This is a genomic window from Anabaena sp. UHCC 0187, assembly GCF_009712035.1.
GTDB lineage: Bacteria > Cyanobacteriota > Cyanobacteriia > Cyanobacteriales > Nostocaceae > Dolichospermum.
The window spans coordinates 1-24,344 of record NZ_VILB01000029.1; the positions used below are offsets into that span (position 1 = coordinate 1).

Sequence of the window (24,344 nt, forward strand, 5' to 3'; positions counted from 1 at the left end):
GGTTATAATATCTTTAACAATTTCCATTTTAGCTTCAGCAGAATGTTTATCATCATATTGTCCAATAATAGATAGTTCATTAATTAAAAATTGCATCTTATATTAACTCCATCTCTGTTTTGTAAAATTCATCAAAAAATCCATCAGGTAATGAACTAAAATTACCATCATCATGTATTTTTGGTATGAAGATATTAATTATTTCTTGTTGCATATTTTCATTTCTTTCAAAATAATATAATTGTACATTATTATAAGAAAGTTTATTTCTCTTAACAGCGATTCTGATACCATTTAAAAGATTTTCACTGTGACTTTCAATAATTACTTGAATACCATGATTTGCCGCTAAAGCTAATAATTGACCTAATTTAGATTGTCCTTGAGGGTGAAGATGAGATTCAGGATTTTCAATAATTATCATTGTTCCTGGTTTAGAGGAAAGAATTGCTGTTAAAATAGGTAAAGAATAAGTGACACCAAAACCTACATTAAAAGGAGAATATTCTTTACTAACTCCAAAAGAATATTTTATTGTCATTGCGTTGGCAACTTGTCTTACATTAATATTAATATTAGGACTAATTTCTCCCATCCAAGCATCAACTTGATCTTTTAAACTTTGAGATTTACTGCGAGGATGACTTAATTCACTAATGGGAATATCTTGATTACCAAATTCATGTAAAAAATGTGCTGTATATTCTCCTTTTTTACCTATTTGTCTATGTTTAACAACATCATTTTCAGACAAAGGATAAGATTCCTCTGGTGTAATTCTTTCAGCACCTAAATAGTGAAAATCATCATTAAATAAATTAAATTGATTAATTGTAGAATCATTACCTATTAATGCAATCCGTAGCACATTACTACTAGGAGAATCATAATCAAAACTCCAGTTTGTTCGCTGACCATTTTCCCAAACAATTCCGAAGCTAATTAATTCTTCTTCTTCGGCATTTTCATATAGAACATCTTCAGCAGTACCTATATAAGCTATTTGATTATCAAGTTTTAGTCCATTACTAGGTAAATAATCTGTTATATAAGCATAGCGTAATAAAATCAATGGTTGAATTACAGAAGATTTACCTGTACTATTTAAACCAGAAATTAAGGTAAGAGGTTTAAAATCAAAATTTTCATCTGCAAATGCTTTGAAGTTTTTTAAATGTAATTTTTTAATCATGACAATATACTTTGAATAATTCCTTGAATATGCTTAAATCGCTCTTTGACGATGTTAGCATCTCCAGCACTTTTATATAAAATACTATCAAATTTACCATCTTTTTGATCTTTTAATAAAACTTTACGTAAATCTTCTTTTCTTTGTTTAAGAATATTGATTTCCTGATCATTTAATTTAGCCAGGTTAATTGACCATGCTTCCAGTAGTGCTTTATTAATAGGATATCTTGGTTTCTCTCTTGGCTTCCTAAATGCTTGTTCCTCAAATAAATCATGAGCAAGATTCATAATTAACAAAAATCTTTGTTTGATTTCCTCTATTTCAGAATCATCCATTTGATTCATTTCGGTCATTTTTTTATCTAAAAAATAATCATAATCTTTAAAATCCAGGTTATCTATATTACTCGTCATTAAAGATAAAACTTTTAAAATACATTCTTGGTCAATCATCCTTTTATCTTTAATTCCCTTATCTGTTGTTTTTTTAAATTCTGGAGATTCAGAAAGTTCTTTTAATAAGGTTGTGATTTTATTTTGAGAGTTTTTAGCATAGCGCATTTCCTGAGCAGAAAGTGCAGTTCCTCCTTGATTAATCCGTTTAAATATATTAAAACTAATCTCAGATGATGTTCCTCTTAAAATTAAATATACTGTTAATTTTGTTTCTTTAATTCTTCTTTTCCACCGAGGTGTCAGTTCTTGATAATTTTTACCATGTAAATCAGTGAAAAAATCTAATCCATCCAGAGTAAAACTTTGATCAGTGACAAATTCCTTAAATGTTGTTATTCTTTGTATTCCATCTATGACTAACCATTGATCATCATTAGTTGCATCAATATAAAAAGCAGGTAAAGGAATTTGCACTAAAAGAGATTCAATTAACCGACTTTTTGCAGTTTTAGTCCAAATACCTTCTTTTCGTTGAAATTCAGGTGCGATCATGCGATGATTATTTAATCTGTCCAGAATTTGCTGTACGGTCATGATATTAGTTCCCATACTAATGCAAGTCGGATCAAATCCTTGAGAAAGCGTTGGTTCTTCTTCTTCCTCTTCAATATCTATATCTTCTTCATATTCTGAATTAATATTATTTGGTTCTAAATTGCTTGCTTCCGTCATAGTATATACTTTGAATTTTGATTAACTTATTTTAAGTATGAAAAAAATGATCGTGTCGGTATTCCTTTCTATTATAATCTAAATCAATTAAACTTTTATTTCCTGTCTAACTAACTTAGCTCAACCCCAATCTTTCAGGTTATGATTAAGTCGGAGATGAGAATGAACTATAGCGGTACATCTGAGGAATAAGTTAACACATACTCACACATAAACTTAAGTAAAATCAATTATATGCCACTTAAAGTCACCTTTTTCCAAGCTGGATATTGTACCCATCCTGAAGCCATAGTCGTGCAAGATGGACGCTGGAAAACCACTAATTTCCCCTCTCTCTTTGCCCTAATTTCACACCCCCAAATAGGTGCTATTTTATTTGATACCGGCTATTCAGACCGCTTTTTTCAAGAAACAAGTTCTTTCCCCTTTCGTCTTTATGCCTTCACAACTCCTGTATATTTTCAACCAGAAGATAGTGCCGTTTATCAATTACAAAAAGCAGGAATTGAACCAGAAGCCGTTAAATATATTATTATTTCTCACTTTCATGCCGATCATATTGGAGGTTTAAAAGACTTTCCTAATGCTCAATTTATCTGTTTTAATTCCGCATATCAAGCTGTTAAATATCGCCGAGGAATTAACGCCCTTAAAGCGGGTTTTTTATCAGGTTTGCTACCTTCAGATTTTGAACAACGGGTCATATTTGTAGAGGATAAACAAACAGTATCATTACTTCCTAAATATGCTCCCTTTACCACTGGTTTTGACTTATTAGGAGATGGTAGCCTTATCGCTGTTGAATTACCAGGTCATGCCACAGGTCAATTAGGTTTGTTTTTCATTGATGCTGATCATCATAATTATTTTCTCATTGCTGATGCTTGTTGGCTAAGTCGTGCTTATCAGGAGTTTATAAAACCTCATCCTATTACTAATTTGATATTTGCTAATAAGCAAGAATATGTGGATACACTTTCTAAAATTCATCAATTACACAAATTGAATCCAGAACTGAAAATAATTCCTACTCATTGTTTAAAAACTTGGCAAGAACTAGAAAAAAACTATCTTTAACTATTCATAATACAACTTCAAAAAATTGCATGAAGAAATTATTATTTATCTGTAGTCAAAACCGATTACGCAGTCCTACTGCGGAAGTAGTATTTTCTGAATATGAAGGATTAGAAACAGAATCAGCAGGACTAAATAGAAGTGCAGAAATTCCTTTATCTATTGAAGTGATTCAGTGGGCAGATTTGATTTTTGTGATGGAAAAACAACATCTACATAAACTTTCTCAAAAATTTAAACCTTACCTCAAAAATAAGAAAGTAATTTGCTTAGATATTCCTGATGATTATGACTATATGCAACCTGAGTTGGTAGAATTATTAAAGAAGAAAGTTCTTCCTTTTTGTTAAACAACATTATTAAAGCTAAATTTTCAATATTATGCCAGGTATCTCAACTATTCTGTGGAATTATCTATTAACAAAGTATGCGAGACGATTCAATAGCCGTGAGGAACTGTTATCATGGCAACATCGAAAAGTTTGTAATTTCCTCAAAATTATTCTCCCCAAATCTCAATTTTATCGAGAGTATTATCACGGTCTAAATATTCAGGAATGGCAACATTTTTCGATCATTGATAAATCAGTCATGATGGCTAATTTCGACCAGTTAAATACAGTAGGAATCAAAAAAACAGAGGCGTTTACACTGGCAATAACAGCCGAAAAAACCCGCAATTTTAGCTCAACTCTTGATGGTTACACCGTTGGACTTTCTTCGGGAACTAGTGGCAATAGAGGGTTATTTATAGTTAGTAAAAAAGAACAACAAACATGGGCAGGGACTATTTTAGCTAAAACCTTACCTCAGTTTATTCTTACTCCCCAAATAATTGCATTTTTTCTGAGAGCAAATAGCAATCTTTACGAAACAGTTAAAGGACAACGGATTCAATTTGAGTATTTCGATTTATTCAGTTCTGTTACCAGTCATATTGAGCGTTTAAACCAGATTGCACCAACTATTTTAGTAGCACCTCCTTCCATGTTGCGGCTGTTAGCTGATGCTCAATTGAGAGGTGATTTAAACATTACACCAATTAAAATTATTTCTGTTGCGGAAGTATTAGATCCTTTAGATGAAATATATATTCGTAACTGTTTTGGACAAAAAATTCATCAACTCTATCAATGTACAGAAGGGTTTTTAGCGAGTACCTGTGAACATGGAACTTTGCATCTTAATGAAGATATTTTAGTGATTCAAAAAGATTATCTTGATGAAAATGCGGGTAAATTTATGCCCATAATCACAGATTTTAACCGCACAACTCAACCGATTATTCGTTACCGTCTTGATGATATTTTAACAGAACGTCAAACCCCTTGCCCCTGTGGTTCAGTTTTGACAGCATTGGAGAGTATTGAGGGACGAAGAGATGATATATTTTGGTTGCCAAATCAAACAGGAGAAAGATTAATTCCTGTATTTCCTGATTTTATCCGTCGAGCAATTATGATGGCTTCGGAAGATATTCAGGAATATCGAGCAGTGCAAAAAAGTCCTAATTTGATGGAAATTTCTTTAAAAGTAACCACAGAATTACAGGGATTAATAAAGGATAAAGTTGATAAATCTTTGATAGATTTATTTGAGCAATCATATTGTCAAATTCCGCATATTCATTACCAAGAATATAAAATAAGAACGGAACACCATCAAAAACTCAGACGTATTCAACGAGACTTTACACCAGATTTAAAATGATCACAAATCAAGTTAATCTTTACGATATTACAAATATTGATAGTCTTCCTTGGACTAATTCGGAAGTAGCAATATTGGCAAAAAATTACTGGCTACCGTTAATGAAAGCGGGTTCTTCTCAATTTATTAATAATGTCAATAGCCAACTTTTGGCAATAACTATTGATGATCTTGTTTTACCAATTACAGTCAATCATAAAGAATTAGAAAACTCCTATGTTTGTTCTCCCTATTCGCACTATATTACCTACTCCAAGGAAGAACTATATATATTAAAAAATCCGCTACTTGAGAAAGTTCTGAAAATCTTATTAAATTTAATGGGCATAGTTTTGAATTTCGGGAAAATTAATCAAGTTGTCATTGTCAATAACTGGTTATTTTCAACTAATTTATATCCTGATTTATCTAAAAATCAAATTGCGGATATTACCTCTTATTTAAAAGAACGTTTCCCAACTCATACTATTATTTTTCGTTCAATTAATACTTTTATCAATGATGATTTATTTAAGGCTTTTCAATATAATAATTATCAAATGATTGCTAGTCGGCAAATTTACCTTTTTAACCCTAAAGATACATCAGCAATGCGAACCAAAATGAGATGGCGTTTAAAGCAAGATTTTAACCTAATTGAAAAACAAGGTTATGAAGTAATTAATGGTGATCAAATTTGTGTAACAGAAGTCAAAAGACTTGTAGAATTATATAATGCTTTATATTTAGAAAAGTATTCCTACAATAATCCTCAATTCAATGAAAATTTCTTAGCATTAGCACTAAAAAACAAAACTCTGCAAATTCAAGCTTTGCGAAAAGCTGGAAAAATTGATGGGGTGATTGGTTTTTATGAAATCAATGGAGTCATGACAACTCCGCTTTTAGGATATGATACCAGTTTGCCTCAAGCAGTTGGTTTATATCGAATGCTATCAGCGCAATTAACTATTGAAGCCACAAAACGGGGAATTATATTACATCAAAGTTCTGGTGCTGCTTCCTTTAAACGGTTGAGAGGATTTATTGATAATATTGAATATAGTGCTGTTTTTGATCAACATTTATCTTTTTCTCGTCAATTAGTATGGCGGTTATTAGGATTATTAGTCAATAAAATTGCTGTACCATTAATTAAGAAATACAAACTTTAACACTCTTCACTAAAAAAACACAGAAAATGTCAAATTATTTAAATTTGCTTTAATCCCGAATTTAATTTTTAGGCTAGGATGGAATCCGAATTGATCATTTCTATGCCTAAACAACCCCATGTTCAGTCCCGTAAATTCCCTAAATCTCTAACTTTTTCTTTGTATTTCTTAGGTGTTATAACTGTTTTGATAGCATCTTTTCCTTGGCTTTATGAGGTAAAGACAAAAGCCGGTATTAATATTTTACAGAATTACCATGCAGGATCTTTTTTAGAAAAACATACTCATGGACTTTTTAAATGTCAGTGGCTGTATCCCTACTATTGTGAACCTTCCCAAGATTAAATTGTAAGATTTAAGATTAGGGTGGGCATTGCCCACCCTACAAATTTAAGTCAATTTAGCTAGATAAGGACTGACATCAACAGCTAATTTTTGTCCTAATTTCAGTAATTGACGACATTCAATAGTTTCTGCTTCACTGTCAATACTGGTAATTCGTGGCAATATTTGACTGTGTAAACAACTCCAGTAAAGTTCTTGGGAATGGTTTAAATTAATGCCAAGATGTAATTTATGACCAACATCAATTAATCGTTCTAACCGTTGGATATCTGCATCTATTTTACTATTGGCATCATAGAGTAATTGCCATAATAACTGGACTATCAATTGTTCTAGAATGTGATTACCATCGGGGATGTTTAATTGACAACGCAGATGTTTGGCTTCAGTGGAGATCGCTTCTAATTCTACAATATGATTCCAGCTTAATTGCAGTTCACTAATATCTTGTTCTAGGGATTTTAATGTTGTTAAACAACGATGCCCCAAAGCAATTTCCGCTGCTACCTGCAATTCTCGTGGTACTTGCAACTCATCCCGATGAAAGGCCATAATTACACCGTAATTATCACGATAGGCTTGAGTATATAACTGGTCTAAACGTGCCAGTGTTTCCTGACTTAACAACCTCATAATGCGGTGACGTTCTTCCGCAAATAAAGTCTGTAAACTAAAGGCTTCATCGCCAAACAGTTGAGTCATCACTAAAATCACATGAGCGATACTAGCCTGCTGCAAGGCTGTAAACAGCTTTTCTTTAATTTGACTGTAGTTACGCCGTCCTTCAAACTGTTGAATACAGCAATGAAAATCCCAGCCAGCCAAATGCAAGACAGCAAAGATTAAATTTTCACTTTCCCAGGTAATATCTGACACTAGCTGCAAATGCCCCACGGACATAGTTAAGGGACCCATGCTCTGCTTATGGTAGTCCAATTCATTAACAGTGTAACAATAAATACCCTGGTAGTGAGTAGAGGGGTGTTTATCTGTCTCTTGTTCAGGAACAGTATTTTTGTGATGATTAAATAGGGAAGTAATGGCGTAATGGGCAGCAACTTGTTTAAAGCCAATTTGGGCAGTTAGCACCAATTGATGATATATCTCAGCCCCATGTTTAAACTCTTCCACATTACTAGGAGCTAAACCCAGGCGTTTAATAAAGCCCTGTTCTAACTGCACACCTGCCACATCTCCGGCTAATTCTAAAGCACGGGAGGCATAGCGCAAAATTTGTGTTCCCTCCGGGCGGGAAATTTCTTCAAAAAACCAGCCGCAACTGGTGAACATCAGCAAAGAATGACGCTGCATTTCTAACAAGCGTAAAGCTTCTACCTGTTCAGCCGCTTGAAGTTTGCGAGTTTGATGGCGGGATAGAAACCGGTTAATATTAGCGGGAGTGCGATCTACCAAAATATGAACATATTCGTCCCGCGCTTGCCAAGGATCACGAAATAATGCACTACCATATTCTTCATAAACATCAATTAACTGATCCCGCAGCCAATTTAAAGCATTCCGTAACGGCCGCCGCCATTTTTGATGCCACACGCCCCCTTCACCACCACAACCACAATCATCTTGCCATCTATCCACACCATGAGCGCAACTCCAAGCCGTCACAGACTTGATTTTTACTTCCCAAGAGGGAGGATTTAAACTCAAATAATGGGCAAAATTGGTGACAGTCCAACCATGACGGGGAAACTCACCAATAAAAGCATAGGCTAAAGTCTTTTCTGTGCCTTTTTTGTGATGTCCAAAGGTTTCCCCATCTGTAGCTACAGAAATTAATTGGGACTGACGATGATCCCCGCGAATAGCTGCCCCAATGCGTCCCGCAAAATGATGGGAATTGTAGACAACATCACTAAAACCCATATCCCGCGAAATCGGACCATCATAGAAAAAGATATCAATATAGGCAGTTGATTTATTTGCAGACTCATCGCTATCTAAGTAACAGCGGTAAGGACGAGTGGGATCAATCTGATTACCCCCCACCTCATGCCATTCACTATCAGGATGATCCTTTGTGGGGAAAGGACGACAACGCTGGGCTTGAGAAGGGGCTAAAATAATAAACTTAATCCCTTCTGCTACCAATGCTTCTAAGGTGGCATAATCTACGGCTGTTTCTGCCAACCACATTCCTTCAGGATCACGGCCAAAGCGAGAACGGAAATCTTCCTTACCCCAGCGAATTTGTGTATGTTTATCCCGTTCATTGGCTAGGGGGAGGATAATGTGATTATAGACTTGAGCGATCGCATTTCCATGACCATTTAAACGTTCGCAGCTTTTAGCATCAGCCTCCAAAATTCGCTGATAAACGGACCCATCGTAGCGTTCTAACCACGACATCAGCGTTGGCCCAATGTTAAAGCTCATGTATTCATAATTATTCACAATCTTCACAACTTCGCCTCGGTCATTGAAGACTCTAGCAAAGGCATTAGGACGGTAACACTCCCAATGAATACGCTCATTCCAGTCATGAAAAGGACTAGCACTGGGTTGACGTTCAATTGCATCAAGATAAGGATTTTCTCTAGGAGGTTGATAAAAATGACCATGAACCGTGACATAAACACCCTGTGCAGTTTTCAGGGGATCATGTTCAGGACTGGATTTAGCCTCTTGATCTAATGGTAATATTGAGCCAGAACTACTGGGTATTTCCGCAGTCGAAGTCATATATTTTTATCCAAATAAATGTGCAATTTTGCAGAATATTCTTACTATATCTACATTTCTCCAATTGTTTTCTCATAAAATCAGTTATAAATAACACCTGTGAAACAAAACTAAATTTTAATAGAAGTCAGGAGTCAGGAGTCAGGAGTCAGGAGTCAGGAGGAAAAATAATCTCCAACCCCAATTACCAATTACCAATTACCAATTACCAATTACCAATTACCAATTACCAATCACCAATTACCAATCACCAATTACCAATTACCAATTACCAATCACCAATTACCAATCACCAATTACCAATCACCATCCTTGACAGATATGATAGGTATTAAAATGCACATAATTTTTTAGTCCTTGTGCAGATATCCCCTGAACTAAAGGTAAAAATGTCAATCAAGAACATTATTTTCAGCGTTCTACTGTTGTTTATACCCATATCTCTAGCAGCCCACTTTTTAGAATGGGGAGACTTGATAGTTTTCATCACCGCTGCATTAGCTATACTCCCCCTAGCGGCTTGGATGGGTACAGCTACGGAAGAAATTGCCGTCGTCGTCGGACCAGGAATAGGCGGATTTTTAAACGCGACTTTTGGCAATGCGACAGAATTGATTATTGCCTTAGTTGCCCTGAATGCTGGCTTAATTGATGTTGTTAAAGCCAGTATTACTGGATCAATTATCAGTAACCTACTCCTAGTCATGGGTTTATCCATGCTATTGGGGGGAATTCGTTACAAAGAACAAACATTTGAATCAGTTGTAGCACGGGTAAATGCTTCCTCCATGAACTTGGCGGTAATTGCGATTTTGTTACCAACAGCAATGAACTATACCTCCGTAGGTATTAGCGAAAAAACCGTGCAGAGTCTCTCCCTCGCTGTGGCTGTCGTCTTAATTCTCGTTTACGGCTTAACACTGCTATTTTCCATGAAAACTCATGCCTATTTGTATGAAGTTGGTGTTGCAGAGATAGAAGAGTCGGAAGAAGCAGAAGAAGTCTCCCATGAAAAACCAAATCTTTGGTTGTGGAGTGGTGTCCTTTTAGTTTGTACCCTGTTAGTCGCCTTTGAGTCAGAATTGCTAGTTGGTTCTTTAGAAGTCGCTACATCCAAACTCGGTTTAAGCGCCCTATTTACCGGGGTAATTTTAGTCCCCATTATCGGTAACGCTGCTGAACACGCTACCGCAGTCACCGTAGCCATGAAGAACAAAATGGATTTGGCTATGTCTGTCGCTGTGGGTTCAAGTATGCAAATTGCCCTATTTGTTGCCCCAGTTTTAGTAATTGCTGGCTGGGTAGTTGGACAACCAATGGATTTAGATTTTAACCCCTTTGAATTAGTCGCTGTGGCTGTATCAGTTTTAATTGCTAATAGCATTAGTTCTGATGGTAAATCTAATTGGTTAGAAGGGACATTACTCCTAGCTGCCTATACTGTTTTGGGTTTTGCCTTCTACTTCCATCCAGTTGCCAATGGCATGGGTTAATTATATCCCATCTTGCTGATATCTTTCTTGACCTATTGGCAAATACTGCCACAAATTTATTAAAGGTTTAATATTCCCGATCTCATAAATTGGGAATTTTTTTTATACTCTACCAACCTATAAATATTTTTTTACTAATTTGAACTCCCTTAAGATAGATGAATAAAATTAATAATTCTTATAGTCTCAAATCAGATCATTCTTTTGATATCAACCTATAGATTTATGATACATCAATTTTTCTAAAGGAGTAGGAGTCACCGAGTCACCGAGTCAGGAGTCAGGAGTCAGGAGTCAGGAGTCAGGAGTCAGGAAGAAATAAGAAATAAGAAATAAGAAAGAAAGAAATAAGAGTTAGAAGTTACAACCTCTTTATAGTTAATAGCGCAAAGCGGTGTATGTTGTCCTTTATTTACCTAAAATCTGCTGTGAATGGATCTTGAAGATTCCTTTTTAAATTTCATATAAACCAGATTATTTTTTCCTACTTGATTATAGTAATTTATATATAGGAATTATATTTGATTTTTCAAAAAAACTCATTACCAGTTTACATTTGTTCTTCTTTTCTTTTCTTTTCTTTTCTTTTCTTTTCTTTTCTTTTGCTATTGCCCATTTTATAAATAAATACAACTATAAAAGACAATGAATGAAATCGGACTGCTGATGATGGGTATATTTAATCCAAAACCACTAACTATACCCCATTTCCCATTAACCCAAACCTTGTTTCACCTAGAAAATGGTGTGCAGTTAACAAATCATCAATCAAATAAGTTAGTTGCTTATACTCAAATTACACCACCAGAATTTATCCACATAAATGAAACTTCCCCAACTAATCTCTCAATTCTCTCATTCCGACGACACCAAATCTTTAAGCAAATGGTAGAAAAACAGATATCCAGCAGTTCTTTTGAATTAGCTGATGCAGGGAATATCCCTATAAAAAATAAAAAAGGTATTCAAGCATCAGCAGGATATCGCACAACCCAAAACAAACCGATGCCTTTGATTAGTTTTGGTAGTTCAGGTATATCTGTGAGAGTTTTACAAAAACTTTTAGTTGCTAATGGTTATGGAATACCTGTTGATGGTGTTTTTGGACCAATTACCGAAACTGCTGTCAAAGCCTTCCAAAATCGTCGGAGTCTATCAACAGATGGTCTGGTTGGTCAAAAAACTTGGTGGGAATTAACAATGTAATTGGTCAGTTGTTAGTTGTCATATAAATCATCTAAATCAAAAGAATCATAGTTAAAGATGATTTCTATCAGTTAAAATTTCATAACCACTATCTGTCACTAATACAGTATGCTCAAACTGAGCAGATAAAGCATTATCAACTGTTACCGCAGTCCATCTATCAGCTAAAATTCGGGTATTTTTAGAACCAGCATTTAAAATTGGTTCAATTGCTAAAGTCATTCCTGAACGCAATTTTACATTGGGTATATCACGAGTCCGATAGTTAAAAACCGCTGGTTCTTCGTGTAAATTTCTACCCACACCATGACCAGTAAATTGTTCCACCACTGCAAACCCATTGGCTTTTACATGGTCTTCAATTGCACCGGCAATCTCCGTGAGATGGACACCAGCTTTTACCTGTTCAATCCCTTTATATAAAGATTCTTCGGCTATTTTAATCAGTCTCGCGGCTTCAGTTGTCACATTACCCACAGCTATAGTAATACAAGAATCACCATGAAAACCTTGATAATAAGCCCCGGTATCAACTTTTAACACATCTCCTGCCCGAATTACCTTTTTAGGGCTAGGAATTCCATGGACAACTTCATTATTAATACTAGAGCAAATAGAAGCCGGGAAACCGTGATATCCTTTAAAGCTAGGAGTTGCATCCATTTCGCGGATACGTTTTTCGGCAAAAGCATCTAAATCAGCCGTGGTCATTCCGGGCTGAACTAGCTCAGAAATTTCTTTGAGCACAGTTGCCACAATCCTCGCTGATTGCCGCATAATTTCGATTTCACGGGTTGATTTGATTTCAATCCCTCGGCGTTGTCGTTTTTCGGGTTTTGGCTGGGCTGGTTGAGAAAGCAAGTTACTGAAAATATTCATCATGAAGTTTAGGAATTAGCGGTGCTTTACCGATTAAGTGTTAAGTTGTTGAGATTTATTGCTAAGAATATCTATATTTAAGTTAACTTATTTTGCGCCTTTAGAGAAACATAGATATTCATCCTGTCAATCCTCAAATCCTGTCAATGCTGATTCTGACAGTGAAAAATTATCACCTAATCACAATCTCTCCCTTCATTCCTGCTTCTGTGTGTCCAGCAATAGTACATCGTAAAGCATATTTTCCTGGTTTCATGGGGACAAATACCCATTCTGCTTCTGCACCAGGTTTAAGTTCTAATTCGTGAATATTCCCTTTAATTTCGACATTTCCGGCTTCGACTTTTTGAGTCCAAATTGCATCAGCAAAGTCTTTAGCGGTAAAATAATGTTTCTGTGAGCTAGGATTATTTAACTTGAGATTGTAGCGTTTACCAGATGTAAATTCTAAATGATTTGGCTCAAATTTTAATTCATTAGCAACATTACCCAAGCTAACTGTAATCTCTATTGGTGGTTGTTTGAGGAGATTGTTAGATAGATTTTCTGCTGTTGCTGGAGATACACCCATGATTAGCAGACTCATTACCAGGGAGAATAAACAAATCAAAAAGTTACTCATGGCTAAATGGATAATTGTAAATCACACCTATTCCCATTATCCATGAAGCACATTCATTTACTCTTTTTATGTGCCAGAATTTGTGGCCCTGCTGTAACCACAACAATTTTATCAGGATGAAGTAACTCACGGGCGGCTTGATTAACTTGATTGAGGTTGACTTGCTCTATTTTACTAATAAATGAGCGCAATTCTCCCTGATTTAAGCCATAAACCTCATTCATTACCATTAAGCGGCTTAACTGTTCAGGATTAGCCAAAGAAATATTATAATTGCTGATTAAATTGCGTTTAGCTGTTTCTACTTCCTGTGCTGTCACACCTTGTTGATGAACTTGTTTCAGGAGGTTGCGGGTACTGGAAATTGCTTTGCGTGCGTCTTCTGGACTGGTTTGCATTTCAATCAGAAATGTACCAACATTTTTACCTGTGATGAAATTGCTATAAATTCCGTAGGTTAAGCCTTGGCGATCGCGCACTTCTGCCCCCAGTCTACTGGATAAGGTATCACCGCCGAGAATTTGATTCAAGATCATCGCCGCATAAAATCGTCTATCTTGACGATTAATTCCGGTATAACCCATGTAAGTAATCGCTTGGGGTTTACCAGGAACAACCGGATTAACATTAATTACATTTTTCGGCATTCCCACATTGGGATATTTTACCGTTGGTGGTTTGCCCTTAACTTGCCAATCTCCCAATTTTGCTTGAATGAGCGATCGCACTTTGGTAACATCAAAATCGCCCACAATTGCTAAAACTGTGGTATCAGGACGATAATGTTGGGCTTTAAAAGCCATGACATCTTGACGTTGAATTTGTTCAATACTTTCCGCAGTTGGGAAGGTATGTAATGGATGTTTTTTCGGATAAATGGACTGCACAAAGATGCGATTTGCAACTTTATCAGGATCATCTAAATCTGAATCTAGGGAAGTTAAAGCTTGTTGACGCGAAAGTGCAAACTCTTTTTCGGGGAATGTACTATTTCTGATTACATCCGTCAATGTCCCCAGCAAAACTGGTAAATCCACCGCTAAACTACTACCTTTAATCCGCACACCTTCACGATAAGTTTCAAAGTCCAAATTTGCGCCTTTTGCATCTAATCCTTGGGCAATAGTCCGCATATCTTTGGTTTTCGTGCCATTCATCAGATTTGCTGCCACTAAAGACGCTAATCCTCCTTGATTATCTGCCTCAAATTCTGTTCCCGCTTTGATATATCCGGTTAAGGTAACTGTTGGTGTAGTTTTGTCTGGTAACAGTAACACGCGTAACCCATTAGCTAATTGTAACTGTTGGGGGATTTGTCTTTCTTGCCTTTTGGGTAATATATCTAGAGGTGGTAAATACTTCTTGACTTCCGCTGGAACTACAGCCACATCAACAGCAAAATTATCTTCTGTTTGCGGTGAGTAAGATGAACTCCGGGTAGTTTCTGCTTGCTGAGTAGGTTCAAAAAATCCGACTTTTCGGGCTGCTGGTTGTAGATATTTATTGATGACATTAATCACATCAGCAACTTGGACTTTCCGAATATTTACTAAGTGGTTTTCTGTATATTGGTAATTATCCGTCGTGATTTGATCATTACCCAATTGCATGGCTTGATTGGTAATATCACGGTTATTTAAAATAACTGAAGCTGTTAATTGAGTTTTTGCTCGTTCTACCTGTTCCGCTGTCACACCGACTTTAGCAAGTTTCGCTAAGGCCGTCATTACCGCTGCATCAATTTTAGTTAAATCCTGATTTCCCGAACCTGTCACCAACATTTCATACCAGCCACCCCCACGTAAACTAGCAACATTGCCCGAAACATTATTAGCTAAACCCGATTCTACTAATTCCTGATATAAGTAAGAATTTTTACCCGCAGTCAAGATATAATCCATGACTTCCAAAGCGGGGATATCTGGTTGATTGATTTGGGGAAGTGGGTAAATTAGTTGTAGTAATGGATTTCCCCCCGGTTCTTGTAATTTAATCGCCGGTGCAGATTTAGGGGAAGATGATGGAGTTATGAGATGATGGGGTGAATATTGGCGTTTAGGGATTTTACCAAATACAGCTTGGACTTTTTTCAATGTTGGTGTGGTGTTAAAATCTCCCGCAATTACCAAAACAGCATTGTCAGGACTATAGAATTTCTGATAATATTCTCGTACTTGCTCAACTGTGAATTTTTCCACATCAGCCTTAGTTCCCCCAATAGGTAATCTATAGGGATGATCAGGAAAAGTGGACATCATCACAGCGCGATTTAGACGATATTCTGGGCTATTTTCATAACCTTGTAATTCAGAAATTACCACTCGCTTCTCACTAGCTAACTGTTGAGGATCAATCAGCGAGTTTTTCATTCTATCAGCTTCTAGCGTCAACAGAGCCGTGAGTTTATTCCGTTCCGCAGTATTGTAATATGCGGTTTGGTCATAACTGGTAAAAGCATTAGAATCACTGCCTAAAGCACTAAGTAATCGTCCAAACTGAATGGGACGGTTGCTAGTACCCTTAAACATCATGTGTTCTAATTGATGGGCAATACCATTTACCCCAGATGCTTCCTGACCTGAGCCAAATTTGTACCATACCTGCACTGTCACCACAGGAGCATTATGAACCTCCTTAGTGATCACAGTTAAACCATTATCAAGGACTGTTTTCCGAACATTTGCTGTAATAGCGAAATTTGGTGTTTCTTTAGCGACTAGTGTTTCATGAGATTTTTCTGGGTTGGAGTTGTGGGAAGGGACGGAAAAATCCGCCCTTTCTCCACTAAAAGCAGCATCTTGATTTAACACAAAAGCGGCTATGATCCAGATACTCAAGATAACTAAAGAAAAGCGATGTCGTTGTGCGAGCGAAGAAAAAGGCATATCTTTGGCGAATAGATATATGTAATTTAAGTTACATATATTGATTGACTAGAAAAATTGGGCAAATGTTTCTGCACCTCATGGAAACTAAAAATGTACCTGAAAAGGAAAAAGATTATATCAGCCAAAGGGCATGAATAGTAATTTCAAGCCGATTTATTCAAAAACCGTATAAATTCCAGAGGTAAACCGTCAAAATCAGCGATAAATGCGACTTCTAAGATATTATCGCCAATTTGCTGCTGTGTAGGTTCTAAAAGAATTTTCAGAGGTGGTAAATTTTCTATTGCAGCTAACCGTGTTTTTAAACTTTCCAACCAAGTGGGTAAATCTGGTGTGATCTGAGTCACATCAAAAGCAAGATGATAATAGCCTACATAATGTTCATCATTAAAAGCATCTGGGGCTGGTTTGGGTTGGGGAATTTGGATGAGTTCAATTCTCCCACCTAAACCTTCCATCCAGCAAGCTAGAGTATAACCGGTGGTGAAGCGATCGCCCACCGTAAACCCTAGCTGCTCATAAAAAGCGATCGCTAGATGGATATTTGCTGTTCTAATGGAAGCATGGTGCATAATTTTGTCAGTTGTTGGTTGTCAGTTGTCAGTTGTTAGTTCTTTCTTACCACTGACCACTGACCACTGACCACTGACTATTACTCAAACAACCGAAAATATGGGTAACGCACCGGCACACCAGGTTCTTTATCCAAGTCGAAGTTAATCACTTCCCAGCAAGGTTCTGTGGCTGAATCAGGGCTAAATTCTACAGGTAAGCCATATAACCGCGCCCCCGTAGCAACTTCCCCTTGTCCAGAACGCCAGGGTGTACTCCGTTCCAAATAGCCACTCATTAACTCCTGATAACGGTTAGCAACAATTATCCTTGTAGCCCGATAACCTTGAGTATAAAGCTTGTCTAAAGCTTCGTGAATTTCAAACCGAATCCCATCAGGATGAGTATGTTGACGGTACCATTCACCATCCCATCTGCGCCAGTGACGACCAGACTGTAAATGGACTAACTCCCCAGTTTTGGGTTCAGCTTCAAATGCGCCATGACGGGGACACAGATAAGTATCCGTCAATGTTAAAGCCGAAATAGTTTGGCGACAGTGAGGACACTGTATTTCAGGGCCAAATATCGGGTACTGAAAGCCTGGATTTATCATGAAGTGCGTATAAACATAGTATTGTTTTTTTGCCAGCACCAGTAGGTTTAACTTTACACTCCTGCTCCACTACTTTAGACAACTTGCTCACTGCTACATAAAAATGAAGATAGTGCCTGAGAACAAGTTTCACAACTGCTTGACCATAGAAGGCCAACGCCGTGATATTCTGGTTTAGCAACCAGCCCTAAAGGTTGGAGTTTCTCCAGTGTTCCTGGGTACCATATCCATATTCTATCGTGTCTATCTCTTGTGACTGGAAATCTGCTGAATTTTCTCAAGCTGCTTTTGTGGCAGCCAACGCTGTAATCATTGGTTCTGTAAGCATAGCAGCCAGAGCCAGCGTTTGGTATGGATCTGTGGTTAGAGGTGATGTAGAAAGAATTGAAATTGGCGAATGTACAAATATCCAAGATGGAGCAATTCTCCATGGTGATCCAGGCGTACCCACAATCTTAGAAGATTATGTCACTGTCGGCCATCGGGCTGTAGTCCATTCTGCTCACATTGAACGTGGTAGTTTAATTGGTATTGGTGCTATCATCTTAAATGGCGTAAGGGTCGGTACAGGCAGCATTATCGGCGCAGGTGCAGTAGTCACTAAAAATGTCCCTCCCGGTTCTCTAGTCATGGGTGTTCCCGGTAAAGTAGTCCGTCAACTCTCAGAAACAGAAATCACCGAACTCATAGAACACGCCGAAAAATACTACCAATTAGCCCTCCTTCATGCTGCTAATGGGTAATTGACAACGAACAACTGACAACTGACTTTTAATCAAACTTTACATATAAGCTTGAAAAAATTCCCCACTTCAGATCACAATAAAAGTTGAGAACTGTTGACAAAACTTAAGATTTTTTAATTTACAGAGGGCTTCTAGATATGGACATTGATAATCGTGTATTAATTGTTTTAGCACCTGTAGCCATCGCTGCGGGTTGGGCTGTTTTTAATATCGGTGCTGCTGCTCTTAGACAAGTACAAAACTTTTTGAGCAGAGAAGCATAATTTGGGGGACTGGGGACTGGGGACTGGGAAGAAGGGACTGGGAAGAAGGGAAAAATTACCAATTACCAATTACCCATGAATGTAAATTCCCTGCTCCAATCTTTTCAGCATTTTGGTGTGAATTTGGGGTTATCCCGCATTGTCGATTTATTGGCAAAGTTGGGAAATCCCCATCACCAAGTACCAATTATTCATGTCGCTGGGACTAACGGCAAAGGTTCTGTTTGTGCTTACCTGTCTGCGGTACTTACTGAGGCTGGTTATAAAACCGGACGCTACACCTCTCCCCATTTGGTTGATTGGACAGAAAGAATCTGTGTTAACGAACAACCAATTGATAGTAATAAACTGTGTGAATTAATACTGCAAGTTCAAGCAGCTATTAACCCAGAGGAAGAATCACCTACCCAATTTGAAGTAATTACCGCTGCGGCTTGGTTATATTTTGCCCAGCAACAAGTTGATATTGCCGTCATTGAAGTAGGATTAGGCGGGCGTTTAGATGCCACCAATGTTTGTGATAATCCTTTAGTAACAGTCCTTACTTCTATTAGTCGAGAACATTGGCAACAACTTGGCCCCACTGTAGCCCATATTGCCAGAGAAAAAGCGGGAATTATCAAACCAGGATGTCCTGCGGTGGTGGGTTCATTACCAGTAGATGCTCAAGAAGTTGTGAAGTCGCGTATCCTAGAATTACAATGCCCAATTTTTACCCCGCAACCATCTCGTCAAATTAATCAAAATTGGGCAGAATATCAAAAAATAGAAAGTTCTGAATTTATAAAATATCCCTTAACATTACAGGGACAAATTCAATTACATAATTCAGCTTTAGCATTAGCAGCTTTGGAAATATTGCAAAAACAAAATTGGCAAATTTCCGAGGAAGCAATTATTCAAGGAATGGGTAAAACCAAGTGGCCAGGGAGAATGCAATGGATAACTTGGAAAAGTCATAAACTCCTCATTGACGGCGCACACAACCCAGCCTCAGCTACAGTTTTGCGTAATTATGTAGATACTCTCAACACCAAAAATATCACTTGGGTAATGGGAATGTTAGCTACTAAAGATCATGGTGAGATTTTTCAGGAACTTCTCAAACCAGGAGATAAATTATATTTAGTCCCAGTACCCGACAGCAATTCAGCAGATTTGGCAGAATTAGCTAAGTTAGCAACATCAATTTGTCCAGATTTGAAATTTTGCAATACTTCTCCAGATGTATTTTCAGCCTTAGATGCTGCTTTTACAACTACAGATAATCAAGTCGTTTTATGCGGTTCTTTGTATTTAATTGGTCATTTTTTGGCATTTTTGTCAGAATCAGGATGTCCAGGATTGTAATTTATGATTTTTTTGTCAGAATCAGGATGTCCAGGATTTGAGGATTAACAGGATGTTATTGATTACTTTTCTGTTGGCATCAGAATTTTAAAAAATCATATCATTACTTAATATATATTTCTCATTTTTTCGTAAACAAAAAAATCATCCTGTAAATCCTATAATCCTGGTTATCCTGATATGGCTACGCCACGCTTCGCTATCAGACAATTACCGGTTATCCCATTGTTGTGCGGCATCTTCCACAGCTTTATCTACAGTTTTTTGTCCTAACATTGCCCCTTGTAAATTTTCGTAAATTGTTTTTTGCAAAAGTTTAGAATCTTTAAGTGTGGGGGTTAATATTTCTGCCTGTTGTAATTGTGTCGCACTCATCACCCGCCCTTTTTCCACAGTAGTAGCATTAGCGGGAACTTCCTTAAAGTAAGGATCAGATAATGCTTTAATTGTTGAAGGTAGAACATTAGCAGCTTTAGTAAAGGCTAATTGGTTTTCGTCATTAGTAACAAACAAAGCAAATTTAACAGCTTGATCAGGATATTTACTATCACGAGGAATCACGATATTCATGATAGCAACATTTTTCTTACCAGTATCACCCGTAATTTGCGGGGCAATTGCCGAAGCTTGGGCAACTTTGGGGGAATTATTAGCAATGGTTTTCAGAAATTCAGGACCAGAAGCCAAAAAAGCCGTTTCTCCCGATTGGTATAAATCTATGCCATGCCGATGCCCTTGGGTTAAAGATTCTTTCGGCAACAAACCTTTTTTATACAAATCTACCCAATATTGAAAAGCAGCTTTTCCTTTATCCGTATTAAAACCAGCCTTACCTTCAGCATTAACTAGGCTAACACCCATTTGTACCAAGGATTCCATCACCTCACCAGAGTCTTGGGGGACAAAAGTAGTAAAGAAAGCATACTTACCAGTTTTGTCTTTAATTTGTTGTGCGGCTTGCCCTAATTCTGCGTAAGTGGCAGGAGGTTTTGTAATACCCGCTTGTTTTAATAAATCGGTGTTATAAATAGTTAGTCGCGTTGTGAGATACCAAGGAATCCCAAAACTCTTACCATTGAGGGTACTTGCTTGCCAAATATTTGGCAAATAAGAGGCACGGACTTGATTGGGAACTTTGGCATCTAAATCTAACCAAGCATTTTTGCCGGCTAATTGGGAAGCAAAGTCGGGATTAAGGTTAACAACATCTGGTGGCATTTTTGCTGACACTGCTGTTAAAATCTTGTTCTCCATACCTGCCCAAGGCACATCTACCCATTTAACTTTGATACTTGGGTTTTGTGATTCAAATGTCGTAATTAGACTTTGAAAGTAGTTGGTAAATTGCGGTTGGAGTTGCATAGTCCAAAACTCAATGGTGGCAACTCCAGTAGCGGCAGGTTTGGGATTATTACTAACATTACTTGTGCTCCAACTAACAATCCAGCTAGTAAGTAAGCCTAGTAGTGCCAAACAACCCAGTTGTTTAAATTTTTGCAATCGAATCATCGTAGTAGGTGGTAATATTTTTAGAATTAATCTGGGTAACAAGAAGATGGAGAATTGTGGAGACTATAGGATATATCAATTGTGGTAATTGGTAATTGGTAATTGACAATTGACAATGTGTAATTTTCCTTCTTCCTTCTTCCTTCTTCCTTCTGACTCCTGACTCCTGACTCCTTTATTTTTCTTTAGTAATCTAGCGGGTAAAACTGTGGTGAAAGCCTTCACTAGCTTTTTTAATAAATCCAATAAAGGTATTGGTATTGAACTAGCGCCGGAACGGGTAAACGTAGTCCAACTACGTAAACAACGTCAAAGCTTAAAAATCGAATCTTTAACAACAGTACCAGTACCAGAAGGTATATTTACTGATGGTCAAATTACTGATTGTCCAGGAATGGCGGAAATTATTCAGCAAGCAATTGTTGCAAGTAAAACTAAAGCTACCCATGTTGCTACTTGTATACCAGGACGAGACGCTATTGTACGTTTAATTCCAGTGCCATCTGAATTAGATGAAAAAGAGTTACGAGAGATGGTACTCAACCATGAAGCTTCTCTATATTTGCCTTATCCCCGTGAAGAAGCTGATGTTGATTATCAGAAACTTGGGTACTTTGTAGACGAAGACGGTATCGAAAAAGTACAAGTTTTGTTAGTTGCTACTCGTAAAGATGTCACGCAAAGCTATTTGAATACCTTTGAACAGGCAGGATTAACGGTTGATATCTTAGAAATTAACAGTTTTGCCCTCATTCGCACTGTTCGTGATCAGTTGCGGCTATTTGGCCCAGAAGAAGCAGCGGTGTTAGTTGATATTGAATTTGATAGTACGGAAATTGCCATCATTATCAATGGTGTGCCACAATTTTCTCGAACAGTACCGATTGGCACTTATCAACTGCAAACAGCACTATCAAGGGCTATGAACCTACCCACCTCACGGGATATGGATATGTTGGAGAGTATGACTATTCCGACAACTCCAACGGATTCAGTTAATACAGGGGTGACAGGTAGTAATCCGGGGATGGCTTCGATGTTGAGAGTTCTGGGGGAATTAGCTGATGAATTGCGGCGTTCTATTGATTTTTACCTTAACCAAAGTGAAAATCTGGAAGTCGCGCAGATTCTTTTAGCCGGACCAGGGGGAGGATTACCACAACTTGATGAGTTTTTTACTCAAAGATTGAGTTTACCCACTACCCAAATAGATCCAATTGCTTCTTTGTCTTTGGAGGTAGATGCGGAAAAATATCCTTTAATTAAACGTCCTGGGTTGGGTATTATCCTAGGATTAGGAATGCGAGGGGTGTAATAAAATGTACAGTCTAGATATTAACTTTCTTAAAGATCGTCCAGAATATCAAAATCAAACTGAAAGCAAAGTTAAGGGTAAAAGACAACCTATTCAACTAGGGAATTTAATTCCAGTTTATATAGGACTGGGAGTCGGTTTAGTATTCCCAGCTTTGGTATTTGCTGGTTTATCATTCTTGGAAGCAAGAACCGCTGAACTAACTCAGGAAACAGCAAAGCTAGAGGAGGAAGGTAAAAGTTTAGATGGAAAAATAGCCAACATTAAGAAAATTAAAGCAGAAACAGATGGCATTAATAGCCAAACTAAGGCTTTAGTCACAGTATTTGATCAGATCCGTCCCTGGTCAGCAATGTTACAGGATTTGCGCGATCGCATTCCTAATAAAGTGCAAATCGAAACTATTAAACAAATTGCTGCACCCCTTCCTGCTAAAGGTGCTGTAGCTAGTGCTGTAGCTGAAATCCCTAGTAATCCCGCTGGATTATTGGAAATTTCTGGTTTCGCTATTTCCTATGGTTTAGTGAACGATTTTGCCCTAAGTCTGGGACAATCTAAATTCTTGAATCCTCTAGAAACTAAAATTGTGACAGCGGAATTAGTGGATGCCCAACCCATTACAGGTTTTATTCAGCCGAAGGAAGATCAATCCAAGGGCAAAATTAAACCTTTCCAGGTAGTTAAATACACGATTAAAACAGGCTTGAGTAGTGTGCCAGCATCTGATTTAATTCAAGAGTTAGAGAAAAAAGGCACAGTTGGACTAGTGGATAGACTTCGTAATATCAAAAAAGTGGGAGTCATTGCCCAATGACACTTAGTGATGATTTAAATTTTCCCAGCCAAGGTACGGAGATTCAGGATTCTGCTCCTGTTGTCTTTGGTATTACCTTAACACCAACTATTATTGGTGGTTTAGTCGGCTTTTTAGGTGTAGCAGGTGCAGGTTATATGCTGTTTAATATGGCAATGCCCGCTTGGGATACCTATCAACAACAGCAAACTAAACGTGATCAACTCCAGACAGATGTTAGTCAAAAGAAAAGCCAAGCCCAACAAATCGGTAAAGTAGAAGCAGATTTAGCCCAATCTAAAGAACAACAAAAACAAGTTTTAGCTCTATTTGCTGATGAAAAAAGTTTGGATACCCTATTGTTAGATACCAGTCGGTTAATAGATTCTAGCAATAGTCAAGCTTTTGGTAATGCCATTAGAGCCAAGATGAAAAAATTTGTCCCGGCTTCGGAAAAACCTGTGGTGGTAGATGATGGCAGTTTTGGGGCAGAAGTTAACAATAAACTCAAACGCAGTCTCGTCAATGTGGAAATTGAGGGTAATTTTGAACAAACCCAATCAATTATGCGGAACATTGAACGATTACAGCCTTTATTGTTAGTCAAAAACTATGACTCCAAATTGGCCGCACCAGAAATGTCAGACGATAAAGATAATCCTGTGCCAATTGGTATCGGTAAACTGACCACATCTTTTCAATTAGAGGCTTTAATGCCACTAACTTCTGAAGAAGCAACAGATTTAGCAGCGAAAACAGCAGCAGCTAACGCACCGAAAAAATAATCAAATTTCAGGTAATGGGTAA

22 protein-coding genes are annotated in these 24,344 nt (G+C 37.4%); 13 read left to right on the forward strand and 9 right to left on the reverse strand.

Annotation, left to right across the window (positions count from 1 at the left end; genetic code table 11):
- Window positions 1-97 precede the first annotated feature (97 nt).
- Window positions 98-1,192, reverse strand: a complete 1,095-nt coding sequence (locus tag FJR11_RS21420; RefSeq protein ID WP_168507401.1) for a DUF3696 domain-containing protein — start codon at window positions 1,190-1,192, stop codon at window positions 98-100.
- Window positions 1,189-2,322 carry a DUF262 domain-containing protein gene (locus tag FJR11_RS21425; protein WP_168507403.1) on the reverse strand — a complete coding sequence of 378 codons (1,134 nt, stop codon included), beginning with the start codon at window positions 2,320-2,322 and terminating at the stop codon, window positions 1,189-1,191. Before FJR11_RS21425 ends, FJR11_RS21420 begins: the two co-directional genes overlap by 4 nt.
- A 234-nt stretch (window positions 2,323-2,556) precedes the next feature.
- Here FJR11_RS21425 and FJR11_RS21430 point away from each other — a divergent pair, with 234 nt between their 5' ends.
- From FJR11_RS21430 to FJR11_RS21445, 4 genes are read left to right on the forward strand one after another with little or no spacing between them, the layout of a single operon-like run.
- Window positions 2,557-3,399, forward strand: coding sequence for an MBL fold metallo-hydrolase (locus FJR11_RS21430; protein WP_168507404.1), 843 nt, complete (start codon window positions 2,557-2,559; stop codon window positions 3,397-3,399).
- Window positions 3,400-3,428: 29 nt separating this feature from the next.
- Entirely contained in the window at window positions 3,429-3,749 is a 321-nt protein-coding gene (locus tag FJR11_RS21435; protein ID WP_168507405.1) for a low molecular weight protein tyrosine phosphatase family protein, read from the forward strand.
- 31 nt (window positions 3,750-3,780) lie between these two features.
- Entirely contained in the window at window positions 3,781-5,109 is a 1,329-nt protein-coding gene (locus tag FJR11_RS21440) for a F390 synthetase-related protein (RefSeq protein ID WP_168507406.1), read from the forward strand.
- Window positions 5,106-6,263: a GNAT family N-acetyltransferase gene (locus tag FJR11_RS21445; protein ID WP_168507407.1), complete on the forward strand. Its 1,158-nt coding sequence runs from the start codon at window positions 5,106-5,108 to the stop codon at window positions 6,261-6,263. The genes FJR11_RS21440 and FJR11_RS21445 overlap by 4 nt, the downstream gene beginning before the upstream one ends.
- Before the next feature lie 390 nt (window positions 6,264-6,653).
- On the opposite strand, the gene FJR11_RS21455 is transcribed toward FJR11_RS21445, so the two are convergent.
- Window positions 6,654-9,305, reverse strand: a complete 2,652-nt coding sequence (locus FJR11_RS21455; RefSeq protein ID WP_168507409.1) for a DUF3536 domain-containing protein — start codon at window positions 9,303-9,305, stop codon at window positions 6,654-6,656.
- A 253-nt stretch (window positions 9,306-9,558) separates the two neighbouring features.
- On the opposite strand from FJR11_RS21455, the gene FJR11_RS23945 reads away from it, so the two are divergent.
- The 3 genes from FJR11_RS23945 to FJR11_RS21465 all read left to right on the forward strand — a co-directional run bounded on the left by FJR11_RS23945 (window position 9,559) and on the right by FJR11_RS21465 (window position 12,004).
- Window positions 9,559-9,621 carry a hypothetical protein gene (locus FJR11_RS23945; RefSeq protein WP_371417603.1) on the forward strand — a complete coding sequence of 21 codons (63 nt, stop codon included), beginning with the start codon at window positions 9,559-9,561 and terminating at the stop codon, window positions 9,619-9,621.
- 73 nt (window positions 9,622-9,694) lie between these two features.
- Complete coding sequence (gene cax, locus FJR11_RS21460; RefSeq protein WP_168507410.1) at window positions 9,695-10,798, forward strand: calcium/proton exchanger; 1,104 nt, start codon at window positions 9,695-9,697, stop codon at window positions 10,796-10,798.
- A gap of 645 nt (window positions 10,799-11,443) precedes the next feature.
- Window positions 11,444-12,004 carry a peptidoglycan-binding protein gene (locus FJR11_RS21465; protein ID WP_254444817.1) on the forward strand — a complete coding sequence of 187 codons (561 nt, stop codon included), beginning with the start codon at window positions 11,444-11,446 and terminating at the stop codon, window positions 12,002-12,004.
- Between the two features lie 51 nt (window positions 12,005-12,055).
- Here the strand turns inward: FJR11_RS21465 and map are convergent, their stop codons facing one another.
- From map to FJR11_RS21490, 5 genes are all read right to left on the reverse strand, one after another.
- Complete coding sequence (gene map / locus FJR11_RS21470; protein ID WP_168507441.1) at window positions 12,056-12,883, reverse strand: type I methionyl aminopeptidase; 828 nt, start codon at window positions 12,881-12,883, stop codon at window positions 12,056-12,058.
- 172 nt (window positions 12,884-13,055) lie between these two features.
- A complete protein-coding gene (locus FJR11_RS21475; RefSeq protein WP_371417604.1) occupies window positions 13,056-13,469 on the reverse strand; it encodes a cupredoxin domain-containing protein in 414 nt (137 codons plus the stop codon).
- Window positions 13,470-13,558: 89 nt separating this feature from the next.
- Window positions 13,559-16,390 (reverse strand): pitrilysin family protein, encoded by a 2,832-nt coding sequence (locus FJR11_RS21480; protein ID WP_168507412.1) that lies wholly within the window; start codon window positions 16,388-16,390, stop codon window positions 13,559-13,561.
- Window positions 16,391-16,536: 146 nt separating this feature from the next.
- Complete coding sequence (locus FJR11_RS21485; RefSeq protein ID WP_168507413.1) at window positions 16,537-16,965, reverse strand: VOC family protein; 429 nt, start codon at window positions 16,963-16,965, stop codon at window positions 16,537-16,539.
- An 80-nt stretch (window positions 16,966-17,045) separates the two neighbouring features.
- The gene (locus tag FJR11_RS21490; RefSeq protein ID WP_168507414.1) at window positions 17,046-17,561 is read right to left on the reverse strand and encodes a TIGR02652 family protein; all 516 of its coding nucleotides are present in this window, start codon (window positions 17,559-17,561) and stop codon (window positions 17,046-17,048) included.
- Between the two features lie 239 nt (window positions 17,562-17,800).
- Between FJR11_RS21490 and FJR11_RS21495 the strand changes: the two genes are divergently transcribed.
- From FJR11_RS21495 to FJR11_RS21505, 3 genes are all read left to right on the forward strand, one after another.
- Window positions 17,801-18,304 carry a gamma carbonic anhydrase family protein gene (locus FJR11_RS21495; RefSeq protein ID WP_168507415.1) on the forward strand — a complete coding sequence of 168 codons (504 nt, stop codon included), beginning with the start codon at window positions 17,801-17,803 and terminating at the stop codon, window positions 18,302-18,304.
- 140 nt (window positions 18,305-18,444) lie between these two features.
- Window positions 18,445-18,570, forward strand: a complete 126-nt coding sequence (locus FJR11_RS21500) for a photosystem II protein Y (RefSeq protein WP_168507416.1) — start codon at window positions 18,445-18,447, stop codon at window positions 18,568-18,570.
- Between the two features lie 75 nt (window positions 18,571-18,645).
- Window positions 18,646-19,920 (forward strand): folylpolyglutamate synthase/dihydrofolate synthase family protein, encoded by a 1,275-nt coding sequence (locus FJR11_RS21505; RefSeq protein ID WP_168507417.1) that lies wholly within the window; start codon window positions 18,646-18,648, stop codon window positions 19,918-19,920.
- A gap of 210 nt (window positions 19,921-20,130) precedes the next feature.
- Here the strand turns inward: FJR11_RS21505 and FJR11_RS21510 are convergent, their stop codons facing one another.
- Window positions 20,131-21,429: a sugar ABC transporter substrate-binding protein gene (locus FJR11_RS21510; RefSeq protein WP_168507419.1), complete on the reverse strand. Its 1,299-nt coding sequence runs from the start codon at window positions 21,427-21,429 to the stop codon at window positions 20,131-20,133.
- Window positions 21,430-21,637: 208 nt separating this feature from the next.
- Between FJR11_RS21510 and pilM the strand changes: the two genes are divergently transcribed.
- From pilM to FJR11_RS21525, 3 genes are read left to right on the forward strand one after another with little or no spacing between them, the layout of a single operon-like run.
- Window positions 21,638-22,744 (forward strand): type IV pilus biogenesis protein PilM, encoded by a 1,107-nt coding sequence (pilM, locus tag FJR11_RS21515; protein ID WP_168507421.1) that lies wholly within the window; start codon window positions 21,638-21,640, stop codon window positions 22,742-22,744.
- A gap of 4 nt (window positions 22,745-22,748) precedes the next feature.
- Window positions 22,749-23,558 (forward strand): PilN domain-containing protein, encoded by an 810-nt coding sequence (locus tag FJR11_RS21520; RefSeq protein ID WP_168507423.1) that lies wholly within the window; start codon window positions 22,749-22,751, stop codon window positions 23,556-23,558.
- Window positions 23,555-24,322 (forward strand): pilus assembly protein PilO, encoded by a 768-nt coding sequence (locus tag FJR11_RS21525; RefSeq protein WP_168507425.1) that lies wholly within the window; start codon window positions 23,555-23,557, stop codon window positions 24,320-24,322. Before FJR11_RS21520 ends, FJR11_RS21525 begins: the two co-directional genes overlap by 4 nt.
- Window positions 24,323-24,344: the final 22 nt, after the last annotated feature.